Source organism: Actinomadura rudentiformis (assembly GCF_008923185.1).
Classification (GTDB): domain Bacteria; phylum Actinomycetota; class Actinomycetes; order Streptosporangiales; family Streptosporangiaceae; genus Spirillospora; species Spirillospora rudentiformis.
In genome coordinates this window covers 162028-178097 of the sequence record NZ_WBMT01000011.1, presented here as the reverse complement: position 1 = coordinate 178097, position 16070 = coordinate 162028, and the positions used below count along the sequence as shown (strand labels likewise).

At 70.7% G+C, this 16070-nt stretch carries 16 protein-coding genes; 5 read left to right on the top strand and 11 right to left on the bottom strand.

From position 1 onward, the window contains the following. Position 1: 1 nt before the first annotated feature. Genes F8566_RS23775 through F8566_RS23750 form a run of 6 tightly spaced genes read right to left on the bottom strand, consistent with a single transcriptional unit; the run spans position 2 to position 6529 of the window. Positions 2 to 1036 carry an ABC transporter permease gene (locus F8566_RS23775; protein ID WP_151563464.1) on the bottom strand — a complete coding sequence of 345 codons (1035 nt, stop codon included), beginning with the start codon at positions 1034 to 1036 and terminating at the stop codon, positions 2 to 4. Next, complete coding sequence (locus F8566_RS23770) at positions 1033 to 2559, bottom strand: sugar ABC transporter ATP-binding protein (RefSeq protein WP_151563462.1); 1527 nt, start codon at positions 2557 to 2559, stop codon at positions 1033 to 1035. The genes F8566_RS23775 and F8566_RS23770 overlap by 4 nt, the downstream gene beginning before the upstream one ends. After that, complete coding sequence (locus tag F8566_RS23765; protein ID WP_151563460.1) at positions 2559 to 3608, bottom strand: sugar ABC transporter substrate-binding protein; 1050 nt, start codon at positions 3606 to 3608, stop codon at positions 2559 to 2561. Before F8566_RS23765 ends, F8566_RS23770 begins: the two co-directional genes overlap by 1 nt. A 58-nt stretch (positions 3609 to 3666) precedes the next feature. Then, complete coding sequence (locus F8566_RS23760; RefSeq protein WP_151563457.1) at positions 3667 to 4410, bottom strand: SDR family NAD(P)-dependent oxidoreductase; 744 nt, start codon at positions 4408 to 4410, stop codon at positions 3667 to 3669. Continuing rightward, complete coding sequence (locus tag F8566_RS23755; protein ID WP_225993456.1) at positions 4410 to 5693, bottom strand: enolase C-terminal domain-like protein; 1284 nt, start codon at positions 5691 to 5693, stop codon at positions 4410 to 4412. The genes F8566_RS23760 and F8566_RS23755 overlap by 1 nt, the downstream gene beginning before the upstream one ends. Continuing rightward, positions 5690 to 6529 carry a fumarylacetoacetate hydrolase family protein gene (locus tag F8566_RS23750; protein ID WP_151563455.1) on the bottom strand — a complete coding sequence of 280 codons (840 nt, stop codon included), beginning with the start codon at positions 6527 to 6529 and terminating at the stop codon, positions 5690 to 5692. Before F8566_RS23750 ends, F8566_RS23755 begins: the two co-directional genes overlap by 4 nt. A 159-nt stretch (positions 6530 to 6688) precedes the next feature. On the opposite strand from F8566_RS23750, the gene F8566_RS23745 reads away from it, so the two are divergent. The 4 genes from F8566_RS23745 to F8566_RS23730 all read left to right on the top strand — a co-directional run bounded on the left by F8566_RS23745 (position 6689) and on the right by F8566_RS23730 (position 10454). After that, positions 6689 to 7435: a FadR/GntR family transcriptional regulator gene (locus tag F8566_RS23745; RefSeq protein ID WP_151563453.1), complete on the top strand. Its 747-nt coding sequence runs from the start codon at positions 6689 to 6691 to the stop codon at positions 7433 to 7435. Positions 7436 to 7573: 138 nt separating this feature from the next. Then, positions 7574 to 8947 carry a threonine/serine exporter family protein gene (locus F8566_RS23740; protein ID WP_225993455.1) on the top strand — a complete coding sequence of 458 codons (1374 nt, stop codon included), beginning with the start codon at positions 7574 to 7576 and terminating at the stop codon, positions 8945 to 8947. A gap of 38 nt (positions 8948 to 8985) precedes the next feature. Further along, the gene (locus F8566_RS23735; protein WP_151563451.1) at positions 8986 to 9312 is read left to right on the top strand and encodes a hypothetical protein; all 327 of its coding nucleotides are present in this window, start codon (positions 8986 to 8988) and stop codon (positions 9310 to 9312) included. Next, entirely contained in the window at positions 9312 to 10454 is a 1143-nt protein-coding gene (locus F8566_RS23730; RefSeq protein ID WP_151563449.1) for a DUF6745 domain-containing protein, read from the top strand. The genes F8566_RS23735 and F8566_RS23730 overlap by 1 nt, the downstream gene beginning before the upstream one ends. A 554-nt stretch (positions 10455 to 11008) precedes the next feature. Here the strand turns inward: F8566_RS23730 and F8566_RS52340 are convergent. Together F8566_RS52340 and F8566_RS23725 are read right to left on the bottom strand one after the other, a co-directional pair. After that, a complete protein-coding gene (locus F8566_RS52340; protein ID WP_264159404.1) occupies positions 11009 to 11143 on the bottom strand; it encodes a hypothetical protein in 135 nt (44 codons plus the stop codon). 34 nt (positions 11144 to 11177) lie between these two features. Beyond that, positions 11178 to 12554, bottom strand: coding sequence for an LCP family protein (locus F8566_RS23725; protein WP_151563446.1), 1377 nt, complete (start codon positions 12552 to 12554; stop codon positions 11178 to 11180). A gap of 246 nt (positions 12555 to 12800) precedes the next feature. Between F8566_RS23725 and F8566_RS23720 the strand changes: the two genes are divergently transcribed. Then, positions 12801 to 13127, top strand: coding sequence for an MmcQ/YjbR family DNA-binding protein (locus F8566_RS23720; protein ID WP_151563444.1), 327 nt, complete (start codon positions 12801 to 12803; stop codon positions 13125 to 13127). Here the strand turns inward: F8566_RS23720 and F8566_RS23715 are convergent. The 3 genes from F8566_RS23715 to F8566_RS23705 are packed head-to-tail and all read right to left on the bottom strand — an operon-like array spanning position 13118 to position 16067. Further along, positions 13118 to 13978, bottom strand: a complete 861-nt coding sequence (locus F8566_RS23715) for an STM4011 family radical SAM protein (protein WP_225993454.1) — start codon at positions 13976 to 13978, stop codon at positions 13118 to 13120. The two genes, F8566_RS23720 and F8566_RS23715, sit on opposite strands and share 10 nt — an antisense overlap. After that, positions 13975 to 15279, bottom strand: coding sequence for an STM4012 family radical SAM protein (locus F8566_RS23710; protein ID WP_151563442.1), 1305 nt, complete (start codon positions 15277 to 15279; stop codon positions 13975 to 13977). The genes F8566_RS23715 and F8566_RS23710 overlap by 4 nt, the downstream gene beginning before the upstream one ends. Next, entirely contained in the window at positions 15276 to 16067 is a 792-nt protein-coding gene (locus F8566_RS23705; RefSeq protein ID WP_404800334.1) for an STM4013/SEN3800 family hydrolase, read from the bottom strand. The genes F8566_RS23710 and F8566_RS23705 overlap by 4 nt, the downstream gene beginning before the upstream one ends. Positions 16068 to 16070: the final 3 nt, after the last annotated feature.

Here is a 16070-nt window from a genome sequence, read left to right as displayed (position 1 = left end):
GTCACTCCTGAGCCTGTCCTGAGGTCACCCGGGAGATCACCAGCGCGAACAGGATGATCGCACCGTAGATCGCCTGCTTCCAGAACGAGGCCACCTGGGCCAGCGTGAGCAGGTTGTCGACCACGCCGAGCAGCAGCACACCGGTGATCGCGCCGGTCATGGTGCCCTTGCCGCCGTTCATCGAGATCCCGCCGATGACGGCCGCGGCCATCACCGTGAAGATCATGTTCTGGCCCTGGTTGGCGTTGATGGCGCCCACATAGCCGGTGAGGCAGAGCCCCGCCGCGGCGGCGAGCACACCCGCGACCACGTACACGACCCAGGTCACCCGCTCCACCCGGATGCCCGCGGCACGGGCGGCCTCCGGGTTGCCGCCGATCGCGTACAGCGCGCGGCCGAGACGGTGGTAGCGCAGCACGAATCCGGCCACCCCGAAGCAGACCGCCGCCAGCCACACCGACAGCGGAAGCTTGAGGAACGTGGTCGTGGCAATGGAGAAGAACGGCTCGGGCATGTCGAACAGCGTCTTGCCCTCCGTGGCGCCCGTCAGCAGACCGCGCAACACGATCAGCATGGCCAGCGACACGATGAACGCGTTGAGCCGCAGCTTCACCGACAGGAACCCGTTGAACGCCCCGATCAAGCCGCCGACCACGAAGATGGCCAGGATCCCCAGGAACGCGGGCCATTCCGTGCCGAAGCCCGCCGAGGCCGCCGGGATGACCAGCAGCGCACCGAGCCCCGGCGCGATGCCGACCGTCGACTCCAGCGACAGATCGATCTTGCCGGTGATGAGGATGAGCGACTCGGCGAGCACCACCAGCGCGAGCGCGGCCGAGGCACCCAGAATGCTGATGATGTTGCGTTCGGTCAGGAAGCTGTCGTTGACGACGGCGCCCAGCACGACCAGGGCGATGAGCGCGGGCACCAGCGTGAACTCGCGCATCCGGCGCAGCGCCGCGCCCGCACCGGCCGCGCCGCCGGCGGCCTTCGCCTCGCCGCCGCCTCCCCGCGGCTCCGCCACGGTCTGAGTCATGAGGAAACCCCCTCGATCGATGCCACGAGCTCGTGGTCGTTCCATCCGGCCGCGTGTTCGGCGGTGATCCGGCCGTGCAGGAACACCAGCACCCGGTCGCACGGGCGCAGGTCGTCCAGCTCGTCGGAGATGATGATCACGGAGGTGCCGCGCTCGCGGATCTCGTCGACGATGGCGAGCAGCGCCTCCTTGGACTTCACGTCGACGCCGGCGGTCGGGTTGATCAGGACCAGCAGGTTCGGCTCGACGGCCAGCGCGCGGGCCATGACGACCTTCTGCTGGTTGCCGCCCGACAGCCCGTTCACCGGCTGGTCCGGGCCCTGCGTCTTGATGTCCAGCCCGCCGATCGCCTCGGCCGCGGCGGAACGCAGCCGGCGCGGGGTGATCACGCCCAGCGGCCCCAGCCGGTCGGAGATCGTCATCGTGGCGTTCTCGCCGACCGACAACTCCGGGACCAGGCCCTGGGCGTGCCGGTCGCGCGGCACGAACCCGATCCCGGCGGCCATCGCCTTCCGCACGTCGCCGAACGGCAGCGGCCTGCCATCCAGCGTCGCGGTCCCGGTGTGCGGTTTGCGCAGCCCGACCAGCGTCTCGGCCAGCTCGATCTTTCCGCTGGCACTGGACCCGGCCAGGCCGATCACCTCGCCGCGCCGCACCTCCAGCGAGATGTCCTCGAACGCGCCGTCGGACAGGCCGTCGACCGCCAGCCGCACGCCGGCCGCCACCGGCTCGCGGTGCCCTGTGCTCCGGCCCAGGTCCGCCGCCTCCCCGGTCATGGCCTCCACCAGGGCGGCGCGCGGCAGGTCCGCCACCGGCTCGGTGGCGATCCAGCGGGCGTCGCGGAACACGGTGACGGTCTGGCAGACCTCGTACACCTCTTGCAGGTGGTGGGAGATGAACAGGAACGTCACCCCCGACTCCTCCAGCGCCCGCATGCGGGTGAAGAGCCGTTCGATCTCGGCCTTGTCGAGCTGCGCGGTCGGTTCGTCGAGGATGATGAACCGCGCCCCGAACGACAGCGCCCGTGCGATCTCCACGAACTGCCGGTCCTGCACGTTCAGCTCGCGGGCCGGGACCGCCGGGTCGACCTGGACGTCCCAGGTCGACAGCAGCTCGGCGGCCTCCCGCCGCATGCGCTTCCAGCCGATCACGCCGCGCGTGCCGGGCTGGCGGTTGATGAAGAGGTTCTCCGCGACCGTCAGCTCGGGGATGATCGTCGACTTCTGGTAGACGCAGGCGACCTTGGCCCGCCAGCCGTCCCGGTCACCCGGCGCCGGGGCGGGCTCGCCGTCGAAACGCACCTCGCCGCTGTCCGGCGGGAAGATGCCGGTCAGGATGTTGACCAGCGTCGACTTGCCCGCGCCGTTGCGGCCGACGAGCGCGTGCGACTCGCCGGGCACCACGGTGAGGCGGGCGTCGGCCAGCGCCACCGTGGACCCGAACCGCTTGCTCACGCCGACGGCCTCGGCCAGCGGTGGCGCCGGGGCCGGTTCGGCCGCCGCTGCGGCTGCCGATCCGATCATCACTTGCCCACCGTGTTGCCCCACAGCGACTTGTCGTCGACGTTCTCCTTGGTGACCAGCGGCGCGGGCAGCTGGTCCTCGAGGATCCCGCTGGGCAGCTTGACGATCTCGCTGCCGTGGTCGGTCTTGCCGGGCTGGAAGGTCTTACCTTCCATCGCGGCCTTGATGTAGTAGAGGCCCCACTTGGCGTAGGCGTCGGCGGGCTGCGACACGGTCGCGTCGATCTCGCCCTTGCGGATGGCGTCGAACTCCTGCGGGATGCCGTCGTTGGAGACGATCGAGATGTGCTTGGGGTCGCCGGCCTTGAAGAGCATGTTCTTGCTCTTGAGCGCCTGCAGCGTCGGCGCGAGGTAGACGCCGCCGGCCTGCATGTAGATGCCCTTGAGGTCCTGGTTGGCGTTGAGGAGGCTGTCCAGGCCGGAGGCGGCCTTCTCGGCCTTCCACTCGGCCGGGATCTCCAGCACCTTGATCTGCGGGTAGTTGCTCTTCATGCAGCTGCGGAACGCCGTGGAACGGTCGCGGCCGTTCACCGAGGCCAGGTCGCCCTGGATCTGCACGACCTTGCCCGACTTGATCTTGTCACCGAGGTACTTGCAGGCCTTCTCGCCGTACGCCATGTTGTTCGCGCGGACGACCATCGCGACCTTGCCCTTGTCCGGCGCGACGTCCACGGCCACCACCGGCACGCCCTTGCGCTCGGCCTGGTTGAGCCCGGCCACGATCGCGGCGCTGTCCAGCGGCGCGATGACCAGCCCGCGCACGTTCTGGTTGAGCAGGTTGTTGATGTCGGTGATCTGCTGCGTCGGGTCGGAGTTGGAGTTGACCGTGGGCAGGATGTCGACGCCCTCCTGCTTGGCCATCTGCGGTACGTAGTTGTTGTACGACTGCCAGAAGGGCGAGGTCAGCAGCGGCAGGCCCACGCCCACCTTGCCGCCCTTGGCGCCGCCGGCCTGGGTGCCGCCGCCGCTGTCCGACGTGCTGCCGCAGCCGGCGAGCAGAACGGCGGACAGCGTCGCCGCGGCCCCGGCCAGGATCTTGGTGCGGATCATTGGGTCCTCCTCGGGAAGTGCACTTCAGTTACGGGGCCGAATCAGTTACAGAGCCGAATCAGTCACGGGGTCGGAGCCGTAGTCCTTGCATGCCGCCGTCGACGGCGAGATCGATGCCCGTGGTCGCGGCGGCCAGCGGGCTGGCGAGATAGGCGATCGCGGCGGCGACCTCCTGGGGTGAGACGAGACGCCCGCTGGGCTGGCGCGCCTCCAGCGCGGCGCGTTCGGCCTCCGGGTCCTCGGCCTTGGCCAGCAGGCGGTCGATCCAGGGAGTGTCGGCCGTGCCGGGGTTCACGCAGTTGACCCGGATGCCCTCGCGCACGTGGTCGGCGGCCATGGCGAGGGTCAGCGACCGGACCGCCCCCTTGGTCGCCGAGTAGAGGGCCCGTTCCGGCAGGCCCGCCGTGGCCGCGATCGAGCAGGTGTTGACGATCGCCGCGTGGTCGGACTCGCGCAGGTACGGCAGGGCGGCCCGGCTGACCCGGACCATTCCGAAGACGTTGACCTCGAAGACGCTGCGCCATTCGTCGTCGTCGTTGGCCTCGATCGTCCCCTGCGCGCCGATCCCCGCGTTGTTGACCACGACGTCCAGGCCACCGAGGTGCTCGGCGGCGTCCCGTACCGCCGTGCGGACCGAGGCGTCGTCGGTGACGTCCGCCTTCACCGAGTGGAACGGATCGGGTGCCGCGTTGACGTCCAGGCAGACCACGGACGCGCCGCGCTCGGCCAGGAACACCGCGGTGGCCAGGCCGATGCCCGACGCGCCACCGGTGACCAGAGTCTTGATCCCGTCGAATTCCATCAGCTTCTCCAGACCTCGCCGTGGGGGTGGGCGTAGGCGGCCAGGCTCGCCGCCTTCATCTGGGTGGACATGCCCGGTGCGGCCGGTGCCGAGTAGTGGCCGCGGGACATCCGCACCGGGTCCTCGAAGTGCTCGTGCAGGTGGTCGACGTACTCGATCACCCGGTTCTCGGTGCTGCCGCTGACCGCGACGTAGTCGAACATCGACAGGTGCTGGACGGCCTCGCACAGCCCGACGCCGCCCGCGTGCGGGCAGACCGGGACGCCGAACGCGGCGGCCAGCAGCAGGATCGCGACGTTCTCGGTGACGCCGGCGACGCGGCAGGCGTCGATCTGCAGCACGTCGAGCGCCTCCGCCTGGAGCATCTGCTTGACGATGACCCGGTTGGCGATGTGCTCGCCGGTGGCGACCTTGACCGGTGACACGCCCCGGCGGATGGCGGCGTGGCCGAGGACGTCGTCCGGGCTGGTCGGCTCCTCGATCCAGTACGGGTCGAACGGCTTCAGCGCTTCCATCCACTCGATCGCGGGGGCGACGTCCCAGCGCTGGTTGGCGTCCACCGCGATCCGCACGTCCGGGCCCACCGCCTCCCGGGCGAGCCGCAGGCGGCGGACGTCGTCGTCCAGGTCGGCGCCGACCTTGAGCTTGATCTGGGTGAAGCCGTCGGCGACCGCCTCGCGGGCGAGCCTGCCGAGCTTGTCGTCGGTGTAGCCGAGCCAACCGGGCGTGGTGGTGTACGCGGGATAGCCGCGTTCGAGCAGGTCAGCTGTCCGGGCGGCGCGACCGGGCACGGCCTCGCGCAACAGGTCGAGGGCACGATCCGGGGTGAGCGCGTCGGTGAGATACCGCCAGTCGGCGAGATCGACGATCTGCTCGGGTGTCATCTCCGCCAGCAGCCGCCAGACCGGCTTGCCCGCGATCTTGCCCGCCAGGTCGAACGCGGCGTTGATGATTGCGGCGGCGGCCATGTGGACCGCGCCCTTCTCGGGGCCGAGCCAGCGCAGCTGCGAGTCGTGCAGGAGCCGCCGGGCGAACCCGCCGAGGTCGCCCAGGTCCAGGTCGGTGCCCTCGACCAGCGGCGCGTACGCCTCGATCGCCGCGACGCAGACCTCGTTGCCGCGCCCGATGGTGAAGCAGAAGCCGTGGCCTTCCATGCCCTCGTCCGTATGGAGGACGACGTAGGCGGCGGAGTAGTCGGGATCGGGGTTCATCGCGTCCGAACCGTCCAGTTCCCGGGACGTCGGGAAGCGGACGTCGTGCGCCGTCAGGGAGACCACTTTCACCGGAGCACCTGCTTCTGGCGGCCCAGGCCCTCGATCTCCAGCTCCATCACGTCGCCCGGTCGCAGGAAGGGCTCGCCGGGGCGGCCGAGGGCCACCCCCGCCGGGGTGCCGGTGTTGATGACGTCGCCGGCCTCCAGGACCATGAACTGGCTCAGGTACCAGATCACGTGGTCGACGCCGAAGACCATGTTCTTGGTCGAGCCGTCCTGGCGGAGCTCGCCGTTCACCCAGAGGCGGAGGGCGAGGTTCTGGGGGTCGGGCACCTCGTCGGCGGTGACGAGATACGGCCCGAAGGGGTTGAACGTCTCGCACGACTTGCCCTTGTCCCATGTCCCGCCGCGTTCGAGCTGGAACTCGCGCTCCGACACGTCATTGCTGATCGCGTATCCGGCGACGAGCTCGCGGGCCTGCTCGGGCGAGTCCAGGTAGCGGGCCCGGCCACCGAGGACGACGGCCAGCTCCACCTCGTAGTCGGTCTTGACGCTGCCGCGCGGGATCAGGACGTCGTCGTGCGGTCCGACCACCGTGTTGGACGCCTTCATGAAGATGACCGGCTCGCTAGGGAGCTCGGCGCCCGTCTCCTCGGCGTGGTCCCGGTAGTTGAGGCCGACACAGATGACCTTGCCCGGCCGCGCGATCGGAGCGCCGATCCGGCCGGTGGCGTCCAGCACAGGCAGATCGCCCGTGGCGAGCGCCCGGCGCGCACGATCCATGCCTTCGCCGAGGAACGCACCGTCGATGTCGGCGGTGATTCCCGACAGGTCGCGTGGCGTGCCGTCCTCAGCCAGGACCGCGGGCCGCTCGGCGCCCACCGGTCCCACGCGCAGCAGCTTCACGAAGCCGTCCCCCTCACGCTCTCACCGATCTCCGGAAGTGATCGGATCACTCATGGACTCATCAGACCACTTTCACCCCGTATCCTGGCAAGACCCCGAAACAAAGTCGTTACTTATGAGGATTGGTCAGACCATGTACTGGGATGTCAGGATGGCCGCGTGACCGAAGACAGCACCCCCCGGATCACCGTCACGGAACGGGCGATCGCCCAGATCAAGGCGAAGCTCGCCTCCGGCGAGCTGATCCCTGGGCAGCGGCTGCCCACCGAGCGGGACCTGGCCGCCGAGCTCGGACTCTCGCGCAGTTCCATGCGCGAGGCCATCCGCGCGCTCACCGTGCTGGGCGTCCTGGAGGCCCGGCACGGCGCGGGCGTCTACGTCACCCAGCTGGAGCCCAGCGATCTGCTGGAGACGTTCGGCGCGGTCGCGGAGATCTCGCGCGGGGAGACGCTGCTGCACCTGGTCCAGGTCCGCAAGATCCTTGAGCCCGCCGCCGCGGCCACCGCCGCCGCCCGCATCACCGAGGACGGCCTGGCACGGCTGCGCGCCGAGATGCGCGCGATGGAACGCGGCACGACCTCGGAGGAGATCGTCGGGCACGACCTGGAATTCCACCGGCTCATCACCGAGGCGGCGGGCAATCCCGTGCTCTCCGCCATACTCGGCGGGCTCAACAGCCGCACGTTCCGGGCCCGCGTCTGGCGGGGCTACCAGGAGGAGAACGTCTTCACCCGGACGTTCACCGAGCACGAGGCGATCTACCGGGCGATCGCCGAACGCGATCCCGAGGCCGCCCGGATCGCCGCCGCGGTGCACATCGGCGCGGTCGAGAGCTGGGCCCGGAGCCAGGCGGCCGACGGACTGGCCGCGGAGGGCGCCGTCAGGGATGGCGGAGGTCGTAGTTAGGGACGGAGGAGGTCCCAGTTAAGAACGGCGGAGGCCCCGTTTAGGGACGGGTGCAGGTCGCAGTTAGGGACAGTGCGTAACGCAAGGTAGCCTGCCCGGGGAAGATCAGTGATCAGGCTTGGAGGATCACGTCTGCGTATGGGGCGGGCAGCGGAAAGAGTGCGGCGCACCTTCCAGGTTCTGATGGACGGGGCTCCGGTGGAGCCCCCGGAGGACGAGCCGGGCGAGCTGGTCGACCCGCGGGCGATCGACCTCGTGCTGCGGGTCGGCGATCTGCTGCTGGCCAGCGGCGAGTCGACCGAACGCATCAACGAGGCGATGCTCAGCCTGGCGCAGGCCTTCGAGCTGCCGCGCTGCGAGGTCCAGGTGACGTTCACCGCCCTCCAGATCTCCGTCCACCCCGGTCAGGGCGCGATGCCCGTCACCGCCGCCCGGACCGTCCGGCGCCGCACCCCGGCGTTCTGGCGCCTCGCCGAGCTGCACTCCCTCGTCCAGGAGTCCTCCATCGGCATGCTGGAGCTGGACGACGCGCACAAGCGGCTCGCTGAGATCAAGCACGGCCGGGCGCCCTATCCACCCTGGCTGCTGGTCGTGTGCTTCGGGCTGATCGCCGCCGCGGCGGCCGTCCTGGTGGGCGGCGGGCCGCTGGTCGCGACCACCGCCTTCGTCGCGACGGTGCTGGGCGACCGCGCCGCCGCGGCGCTGGCCCGGCGCGGGATCGCGGAGTTCTTCCAGCTGGCGGTGGCCTCGGCGATCGCGGCGGGCGCAGCCGTGCTGGTGATCGCGGCGGGCAACCCCAACCGGGCCTCGACCATCGTCACCGGCGCGATCCTGGCACTGCTGCCCGGCCGTCCGCTGGTGGCGAGCATCCAGGACGGCATCACCGGCAACATGGTCAACGCCGGCGCCCGCCTGCTCGAGGTCTTCTTCCTGATCAGCGCGATCGTGGCGGGCCTCGGGGTGATGGTCTACGCCGCCGTGCACTTCGGCGTCGACATCGACGTCCGGCACCTGCCCGAGTTCCCCGCCTTCCTGTCCCCGATCGCGGTCCTCGCGGCGGCGGGCGTCTCGCTGACCTTCGCGGTCTGCCTGGTGGTCCCGCGGTCCGTCCTGGCGCCGGCGGCCGTCGGCGGCGGGCTGATCTGGATCCTGTACGTCCTGCTCCTGGGCTGGGGCGTCAAGCCGGTCCTCGCCTCGGCGATCTCCGCCGTGGTGATCGGCACGCTGGGCAGCTTCTACGCCGGGCGCCGCCATGCCCCCGCCCTCCCGTACGTCGTCCCGGCCATCTCCCCGCTCCTGCCGGGCACGCTGCTCTACCGCGGCATGGTCGAGATCAACACCGGCTCGCCCGAGGCCGGCATGCTCAGCCTGGTCGCGGCCCTCTCGGTGGGCCTGGCCCTCGGCGCCGGGGTCAACCTCGGCAGCGAGCTCGTGCGCGCCTTCCAGCGCGTCGGCCTGAGCGCGTCCGGCCGCTGGGCCCGCCCGGCCGCCCGCCGCACCCGCGGTTTCTGACGCCGAAAAATGTCGGTGGCGGAGGTTACCTTCGCGGCATGTACCGACAGGGAGACATTCTCATCCTGCCCGTGCCCGAGGAAGCCGTGCCCCAGGCCGTACGCGACCTCCCGCCGGCGCCACGCGACAGCCGGGGCCGGATGGTGCTCGCCCTCGGCGAGGCCACCGGGCACGCCCACGCGCTCGTCGCCTCGGGCACCCTCCTGCGCGACCCCGACCCCCTGAAGGCGGACTACCTGCACCTGCCGTCCGGCGGGCGGCTGAGCCACGAGGAGCACGCCGCCATCAGCCTGCCCAAGGGCTGGTACCGGGTGATCCGCCAGCGCGAGTACGTGCCGGGCGCGGTCCGGGTCGTGGCCGACTGATGGGCACGGACTGGCAGGCGGCGGCGTTCACGACCGACACCGCGGACCGCCCGCGAGCCGAGGCCGGGATCCGCGCCGCCTACACGGCCGCCGGACTGCCCGAGCCCGAACACTTCGTCTGGGTTCCCTCTCCCATGGCCGGCGCCGTGACTGCAGCGGTCCTGGCCGGCCACGCCGAAATCCTTGAACGCGCCGGTCTGGCCGCCCCAGTGGCCACCGCCTTGGCCGCCGTCCCCGAGGGCGTGGAGGCAGGCGGGTCTGTGCGTGAGGTCGTACGGACTCGGCCGTGGGAACGTGCGCGTACGGAGGCCACTGCCGAGCTGGGGCCGCAGGGTTGGGCACGCGCCTGGGCCGAGACCGGTGCTCCCCTCTGGTCGCAGGTCAACGATCTCGTGACGCGCGTCCGGCAGGCCCTGCGCGCGCCGGTCGACGGCTCCACCGACGACCCGGCCACGAGCTCCGCCGACGGCTCCGCGGCCCCCTTCGACCAGGCGGCCGCCGACGCCGCCCTGGCGGCGCTGCGGGGTGCCTGTGTGGAGGCCGTGCTGGGCCAGCATGACGCGCCGTGGCTGGCGCTCTTCGACTCCCTCGATCGTCTCGACGGGCTGTCCGGCCTCGCGGAGGCCGCGCGTTCGGCGGGCTGGTGGTGGCCGTACGAGCGGCTCGCCATCGTCTCCGGCCGACCCGTCGAGCTGCACCGCGACGAGCCGGGCCGTCTACACCGGGGCGACGGCCCGGCCCTCGCGTACGCCGACGGGTTCGCCCTGCACGCCTGGCGTGGCATGCCGGTCCCCGCCGGCTTCATCGCCTCGCTGGACGGCCTGAGCCCCGCCCGGATCGACGCCGAGGAGAACGCCGAGCTCCGCCGGGTGATGCTGGAGATCTTCGGCTACGACCGCTACCTCGCCGAGACCGGCGCCCGGCCCGTGCACAAGGACGAGACCGGGGTGCTGTGGCGCATCGACCTGCCGGGCGACGAACCCGTGGCCATGGTCGAAGTGGTCAACTCCACCCCCGAGCCGGACGGCACGTACCGCACCTACTACCTGCGCGTCCCGCCCGCCACCCGCACCGCCCGCGAGGGCGTCGCCTGGACGTTCGGCGTGGACGAGGCGGACTACCGCCCCGAGCAGGAGACCTGACCCGGAGCAGGGCCCGGAGCAGGGGGCACGGAGCAGGGGCCCTGCCACAAGCCGGTGCCCGTCGGTGGCCGCTTCCCCGCTACCGACGGGCACCTGTCATCCGGCTCTCCGGCCGACTTGGCTACTTCCCGCCGGGAGCCGTGTCGGTGTAGCCGGTGCCCGTCAGCAGGAAGTAGGTGCTGGGACGCCCGTCCGGGCCACCCGGCATCTCCTCCGCAAGTGGCACGCCGCGCGACAAGGGAGGCGTCGTCGCGGTCTTGGGGAGGAGCTTTCATCGAGTTCCTTTCGGGCCACGGTCACCCGGTTGTTGGCCGCGGACCGGATCGTGTTCACGGCCGTCCGGCGGCGCCGCGCACAAGCCCACCCGCGCGGGCCCGGGGCGGCGCCGAGCACGGCCGGGCCGCTGGGGCGCCGGTGATCACGCCGCCGCGGTGCCGTCGTTGCCGCGGCCAGCGGCGTTCGGTGGTGGGCCGGGTACTTAGGCCAACCGACCACGCGGCCTGCCGCCCGCAGCCGTGCCGTCTGTGCGGCACGCGTGCGCTGCCAAGCCTTCATCATGATCGGACGCCCGCCGGCGGATCCACGGCCGCGAGCAGGTCGAGCGCGGCGGCGGCCTCCACCGCCGGCATCTCGCGTCGGGTGATCAGATCTGCCGGCGCGATGGCCTCCAGTTCGGCGTAGCGCTCCACCCGATCGCCCTCCCGCCGCCACGCTAGGCGATCATCACCCCGGATCCTGCTCGCAGATATCGTCGCTGGCGCGGTGCTCGCCCTGCTGGCGCGGGATGCCACCGGTCTTGATCCCGCGGAAGCCCGCACCGAGGATCACATCCACGGTGTCGCGCGGGGTCGTGGCGGCGGCGACGGCTCTGGCGCCCGGCATCAACACCGCCAGAGCCTTCGCCTGTGCGGCCCCGCCCGTTCCGTACCGGATCTGGGTGGTGGCGGCCGGACGGCTGAGATTGCCGACCTTGGTGACCGTGAGACCCCGTTCCTTGAGGGTGTCGGCGACCAGCCGCGCCTGGCCCTCGCTGCCGGAGCCGTTCAGCACCCGGATCCGCACCTGGCCGGAGGTCGCGGGCGGCGGCTTGGCGGCGGGCGCGGTGATCTTCTCGTCGTTGCGGACCGCGTTCAGGAAGCGTGTGGCGGCGGGCTGGGCGAGCTGGCGGCGGTTGCGGTCCGCGGCGTAAGGCTCGTCCGGCACGGTCACGAAGCGCACCTTGCCCGCGGTCAGGTCGCGCATGCCCTGCGCGATCTTCAGCATGCGCGAGGGCGTGAGGTCGCGGTCGGTGGTGAGTGACTTGGCCGAGGCGGTGAGCAGCGCGTTCAGCCGCGCCGGGTCGGTGAGGACGCCCCCGCTCATCGCCTGCTTGGCGAGTGATGCGAGGAAACGCTGCTGCCGCTGGATGCGCTGGGTGTCCGAGCCGTCGCCGATCTCCTTCCGGGCCCGTACGTAGGCCAGCGCCTGTGCGCCGGACACGCGGTGCGGGCCTTTGGGCAGCCGGAGGCCGGACCTCGGGTCGTTCACCGGCTCGTCCAGGCAGATCGGCACCCCGCCGACGGCACTGGTGATCTTCTCGAAGCCGACGAAGTCGACCTGCACGAAATGATCGATCTTGATGCGGGTGAGCTTCTCGATCGTGTCCATCGTGCAGGTCGGCCCGGCTCGCCCGCTCGCCTCGTTCAGCATGGCGAGGGAGGAGGCGGGCGCCACGGTGCCGTCCTTGCGCTTGCACGCGGGGATCGGCACCATCAGGTCGCGCGCGAAGCTGATGCCCAGCGCCTGTCCGCCGCCGGGCGACAGGTGCAGCAGGATCATCGTGTCCGAGGCGGGCGCCTTGTTGCGCAGCGACCGGCCATACTGGGCGTTGGCACCCGCACGGGTGTCGGAGCCGATCATGAGGATGTTGAGCGCGTCGTTCAGCTTCTTGGGCCGCGCACCGGTGATGAGCTTGTTCGGGTCCTCGTGCTGGATGCTGTTCTGGATCCGCCAGTAGTAGCCGTACGCGCCGAGCGTGGAAGCCACGACCGTGACGGCGAGGGCGATGGAGACCCAGGCGAGAGCACGGCCGCGGCTCCGCGGTGAGGTGATCGTGGTCATCGGCTCGCGTTGATGGCCCTGACGAGGCGGTTTCGCTGGCGGCCGAGCGAGGCGGGCGGAGCGTGCTCCAGTTCGAGACCGAACGCGCGGAGCAGCTTGAGGAGATCCATATCCGACCTTTCACTGCGGTGTGTCGGTGATGTCTCTCCACATCCGCCCGTCCCGGTTCACGCACCTCTCTCGTCGGTGGTCACTGGATCGTCAGTCGCAGGGGATCGTCAGTGGTCATGGTTATCGTCGGCGGTCATGGGCGGTTTGGACGACGTACGGCGCACCCTCCTGGCCCTTCCCGACACCGAGGAGGTGCCGGGGCGCAACGGGCACACGTACTTCCGCACGTCCGGCACGATCTTCACGTGGGTGACCGAGGACGAGCGGAAGGCGATGGTCAAGGCGATGCGCGCCGAGCAGAGCGCCCTCGTCGCCGAGGCGCCCGAGATCTACGAGCCGGGCTACTCGTCGGGACGCTTCGGATGGGTCGTCGTCCATCTGGCCAAGGTGCCCGCCGACGAGCTGGCCGAGCTGCTGAACGAGGCGTGGCGCCTCACCCATCGCCCGCCCCGTCAGAGGTGAGGGATGCGTTCGAGGACGCCCCCGGCGAAGACGTCATAGAGGCCCAACGGCTCCAGATGGACGTATCCGATGTGGCAGTCGCATACGTCAAGAGGGCAGGGACGCGGCGCGAGCGCCGGGCGGAACGAGCCGTCGTAGAGGTTGCCAAGGACGGCCGGGACGAAGTGGCAGCGGCGGACCGTGCCCTCGCCGTCCACCGAGATCACGGTGTCTCCCGTGCGGCAGGCCTGGCCGCGGCTGGCGTGCGGGTGACGGCTGAAGGAGAAGAGGGGATCGATCGCGGTCCAGCCGGCCGCTTCCGCGTCGGTGTAGGTCCGCCCCTCGGCCGCGTTCACCCAGACATAGGTGTCAGGCGGCAGGTCGGCGCGCAGGTTCTGGGCGGCGGCGAGATGTTCGGGCTGCCCGACGATGCCGACGCTGAAGCGGATGCCGCGCGCGTTCAGGTCGCCGCACTTGGCGAGGAAGCGCTCGTACGGGACCTGGCCCGGATGGTAGGTCGTCCACAGGGCGAGGGTGGAGGGGTCAGCCTCGGCAGTCCAATCCACGCGGTGGCTGAGATTGGTCTGGATCGCGACGCGTTCGACGTGCGGGAGATGGCTGAGCTCGATCAGGGCACGGCGGTACCACGACCGGACGAGTCCCTCACCCCACGGCGTGAAGAGCACCGAGACCGTGTGGTCCTGGGCCGCCACCCATTCGGCGAAGCGTTCCAGTGCCGCCCGGTCGGCGCGGAGCTGCTCGGGGGTGTCGCGGCGCTTGGCGAACGGGCAGTAGGGGCAGTCGTAGTCGCAGCTGGCCAGCGGCCCTCGATAGAGGATCGTCAGATGACCGGTCGTCTGGCCGGTCATCATCGTGCCTCGTACGAGTCCATGAGCGCGCGCACCCGGCCCGAGAAGAGCGCCGGCCCGATCGCGTCGGAGTAGGCCAGCCCTTCTGGCGTGAGCCTGATGACGTTCTCGTCGAGGTCGAGCCAGCCGTGGTCGGCGAAGGCAGCCGTCTCCTGGGCGAAGTCATCGGCGGCGTCGGCCCCGAAGCGCTCGCGGTAGGCGGCGCGCTCCAGCCCTGACGCCTGGAGGAGAGACTGGACGAAGTGCCGCCGCCTGCGTTCCTCGTCATCGAGCGCGAATCCCACGCGAGCCGTGCCGAAGTCGTTCTCGCCGACGTAGGCGTCGATGATGCCGCGCACCTGGCTCGCCCCCACCGCGTACTCGAACGAGTAGTGCAGCTTGGACGTGTAGGAACGCGCGCCGCAGCCCAGGCCGACCATGCCGTCGGTCTGGCAGCAGTATTCGGTGCCGCCGGAGCCGCTCCCCGCCAGCCGGAACATGCGCATCGACACCTGCTCGTATCCGTTGGCGAGCAGGTGGTCGCGGCCGATCCGGTAGAGCTCCAGCCGCTGGTCGTCCCAATCGCGGCCCTGGCGGCCGAGACCGGTGAGCGGGCGGACGTAGAGCGGGTAGAGATAGAGCTCCTCCGGATTCCAGGCGAGGGCGGAGTCGAGCGAGTGCAACCAGGACCGCGGGGTCTGCCCGTCGATGCCGTAGATCAGGTCGATGTTGAGGACCGGGAAGCCCACGGCACGGATGCGGTCGAGGGCGGCCTCCACCTCGGCCGGCTTCTGCGGCCGGACGGCGGCGCGCGCCTCGGCGTCGACGAAGCTCTGCACACCGATCGACACCCGGGTGGTGCCGCGATCGCGCAGGACCGTCAGCCGGTCGGTCGTGGACGTGGCCGGCGACGTCTCCACCCCGAGGGGGATCGCCGCGAGATCGCCGAAGCGCCCGGCGATGTCGCAGAGCCGTTCCAGCTCGGCGGCCGTGAGGTAGGTGGGCGTGCCTCCACCGAACGCGGCCGTGGCGAACGAGGTGTCGTCGCCAAAAGCGTCCCGCACCGCCGAAGCCTGCCGTTCAAGTGCGTCGAGATAGGCGCCGGTCAGCTCCTCAGGTGCGCCCGTGCGCGTGAAGAGGTTGCAGAAACCGCAGCGCATCTCGCAGAACGGGACGTGGAGATAGAGGAAGAGCGCGTCGCGGGACTCGTCCGCCCACACGTCGCCGAGCTTGGGCTCTGGCAGCAGTGGGCGGTAGGCGGTCTTGTGAGGGTAGGCGTAGACGTAGCTCTGGTAAGGCGTCACGGGATTGGCGGCGGGGTTCATGAGAGCACGAACTCCCCGTACGGAACGGTCCAGACGACCTCATGGCCGATGCGGTGACCGGTATGCCCGTCCTCGCCGTACGCCGTCCCGTGATCGGAGCACACGATCACGAAGCACGGCCGTCGCATCAGGTCGAACAGCCGCCCGAGTTCCCCGTCCACGTAACGGAGTGCGGCGGCGTGGCTGGTCCGCGAGTCGCCGTCCTCCCGCGTTCCGCCGTCCAGATAGAACCAGTTGGGCTGGTGCAAAGCCGACACGTTCAGCAGCAGGAAAAGGCGACGATCGGCGGGCAATCGGCGCACGACCTCGCCGATCCGGTCGATCTGGTGGGCGAGCGAGCCGGGATCGGCGACGCCGAACGAGGGCTCCCAATGGCTCTCGGCGAACAGGCCCGGCAGGGCCGAGCCCAGCGGCGTCAGCTTGTTGAAGAAGCCCACCCCTCCGACGCACACCGTGTGATAGCCGATCTCGGCGAGCCCGGCCGGGAGATCGGCGGCGTCGAACGTCCACGTGCCCGCGGCCGTGGTCTCGCTACCGGGGAAGCTCCCCGCGAACAGCCGCGGATGGGGCCCGGGATCGGCCGGCGTCGGCAGGAATCCGGCGAGGATCGCGGTGTGCGCCGCATACGTGAAGCTGCCGGGGCTGTGCCGCCGCTCCCATTGCCCTCCCGGCAGCAACTCCGTGAGCGTCGGCGTCTCGCCTGCCGCCGCCAGCTCGGCCGCCACGTCGTAACGCAACGTGTCGAGGGTCACCAGCAGCACATCATGGCTGCCGATGACATCGTTCATGTC

What these genes read in the sequence shown, in the direction of transcription:
- F8566_RS23710 (WP_151563442.1), bottom strand. Translation starts at nt 15,279, where the DNA reads ATGAACCCCGCCGCCAATCCCGTGACGCCTTACCAGAGCTACGTCTAC.
- F8566_RS23720 (WP_151563444.1), top strand. Translation starts at nt 12,801, where the DNA reads ATGGGCGGTTTGGACGACGTACGGCGCACCCTCCTGGCCCTTCCCGAC.
- F8566_RS23725 (WP_151563446.1), bottom strand. Translation starts at nt 12,554, where the DNA reads ATGACCACGATCACCTCACCGCGGAGCCGCGGCCGTGCTCTCGCCTGG.
- F8566_RS23740 (WP_225993455.1), top strand. Translation starts at nt 7,574, where the DNA reads ATGGGGCGGGCAGCGGAAAGAGTGCGGCGCACCTTCCAGGTTCTGATG.
- F8566_RS23760 (WP_151563457.1), bottom strand. Translation starts at nt 4,410, where the DNA reads ATGGAATTCGACGGGATCAAGACTCTGGTCACCGGTGGCGCGTCGGGC.
- F8566_RS23735 (WP_151563451.1), top strand. Translation starts at nt 8,986, where the DNA reads ATGTACCGACAGGGAGACATTCTCATCCTGCCCGTGCCCGAGGAAGCC.
- F8566_RS23770 (WP_151563462.1), bottom strand. Translation starts at nt 2,559, where the DNA reads ATGATCGGATCGGCAGCCGCAGCGGCGGCCGAACCGGCCCCGGCGCCA.
- F8566_RS23765 (WP_151563460.1), bottom strand. Translation starts at nt 3,608, where the DNA reads ATGATCCGCACCAAGATCCTGGCCGGGGCCGCGGCGACGCTGTCCGCC.
- F8566_RS23705 (WP_404800334.1), bottom strand. Translation starts at nt 16,067, where the DNA reads ATGAACGATGTCATCGGCAGCCATGATGTGCTGCTGGTGACCCTCGAC.
- F8566_RS23730 (WP_151563449.1), top strand. Translation starts at nt 9,312, where the DNA reads ATGGGCACGGACTGGCAGGCGGCGGCGTTCACGACCGACACCGCGGAC.
- F8566_RS23775 (WP_151563464.1), bottom strand. Translation starts at nt 1,036, where the DNA reads ATGACTCAGACCGTGGCGGAGCCGCGGGGAGGCGGCGGCGAGGCGAAG.
- F8566_RS23715 (WP_225993454.1), bottom strand. Translation starts at nt 13,978, where the DNA reads ATGATGACCGGCCAGACGACCGGTCATCTGACGATCCTCTATCGAGGG.